The following is a 1,076-nucleotide window of genomic DNA, read 5'->3' on the forward strand; positions in this document are numbered from 1 at the left end:
ACAGATGCAGCAAATGCCACTCAAAGCATTGATGTACAAACCGATGCCAATGGTAACTGGAGTGCGACACCAACAGGCACATTAGCCGAAGGGAATTATAGCGTTAGCGCCAGCATCACTGATGCCGCAGGCAACACAGGTACAGGTACAGACAGTGGCGAAGTAGACGTAACTCCACCGGCACTTGCCTTTACACCAACGTTTGAACTTGGTTTATTGGTTACCTTAAGTGGTACCTCTGACTTGCCAGCAGGCAGTGAAATTACTATTACCGAGCAACTGGTTGGCGGTGGCATTGGTGCCACCTACACCACCACAACTGATGCCGATGGTAATTGGTCATTAGTCGGATTAGATGTATCGTTACTTGATGTTGGCTCAGTGATCGCCACAGCGACCGATGCCGCAGGTAATACCCGTACAATTAGCTCAGATGACTTTGATAATACACCGCCGACACTCACTGTTGATGTTGCAGCACAAAGCGACAGCAACACGCCAATCATAAGCGGCACAAGTGATGCGGGCGAAGGTGCACAAGTGACTATTGTAGTGACCGACAGCAACGGCAACCCACAAACCATCACCGCCCTTGTTGATGCGGATGGTAATTGGAGTGCCACTCCAACCACACCATTAAGTGAAGGTCAAAGCACCATCGAAGTAAGTGTACGCGACAGTGTTGGCAACGAAACTACAGTGAGTGATACCACCACTATCGACACGCAAGCGCCAATACTCACCATTCAAAACGTAGGCGATGTTAGCGACTTAACACCCGAGCTGCAGGGCACCAGTAATGAAATTGGTGGCACTGTTACACTCACCATCACCGACAGCGCAGGCGCTGTGCAAACCATTGAGACCCTAGTTGGCAGCGATGGCCACTGGAACATTGAGATTCCAGGTGCCCTTGCACAAGGTGACTTTACTGTAAGCGCGAGTATTACCGATGCGGCAGGCAACGAGAGCACAGCAAACAGCAGTGGTAATGTGGATACTATTACGCCAATCGTCACCGTTGATGCACTGGGCTTGGGTAACGACAGCACCCCAGTGATTAGTGGTACTTCAAC

General features: G+C 50.5%; 1 protein-coding gene. It reads left to right on the forward strand.

Annotated features, from left to right (window positions below):
• The coding region (locus tag H5117_RS20375; protein ID WP_182739020.1) for an Ig-like domain-containing protein at positions 1–1,076 on the forward strand (1,076 nt) is incomplete at both ends.

The sequence above is a fragment of the Pseudoalteromonas sp. SG45-1 genome (genome assembly GCF_014164135.1).
GTDB lineage: Bacteria > Pseudomonadota > Gammaproteobacteria > Enterobacterales > Alteromonadaceae > Pseudoalteromonas > Pseudoalteromonas distincta.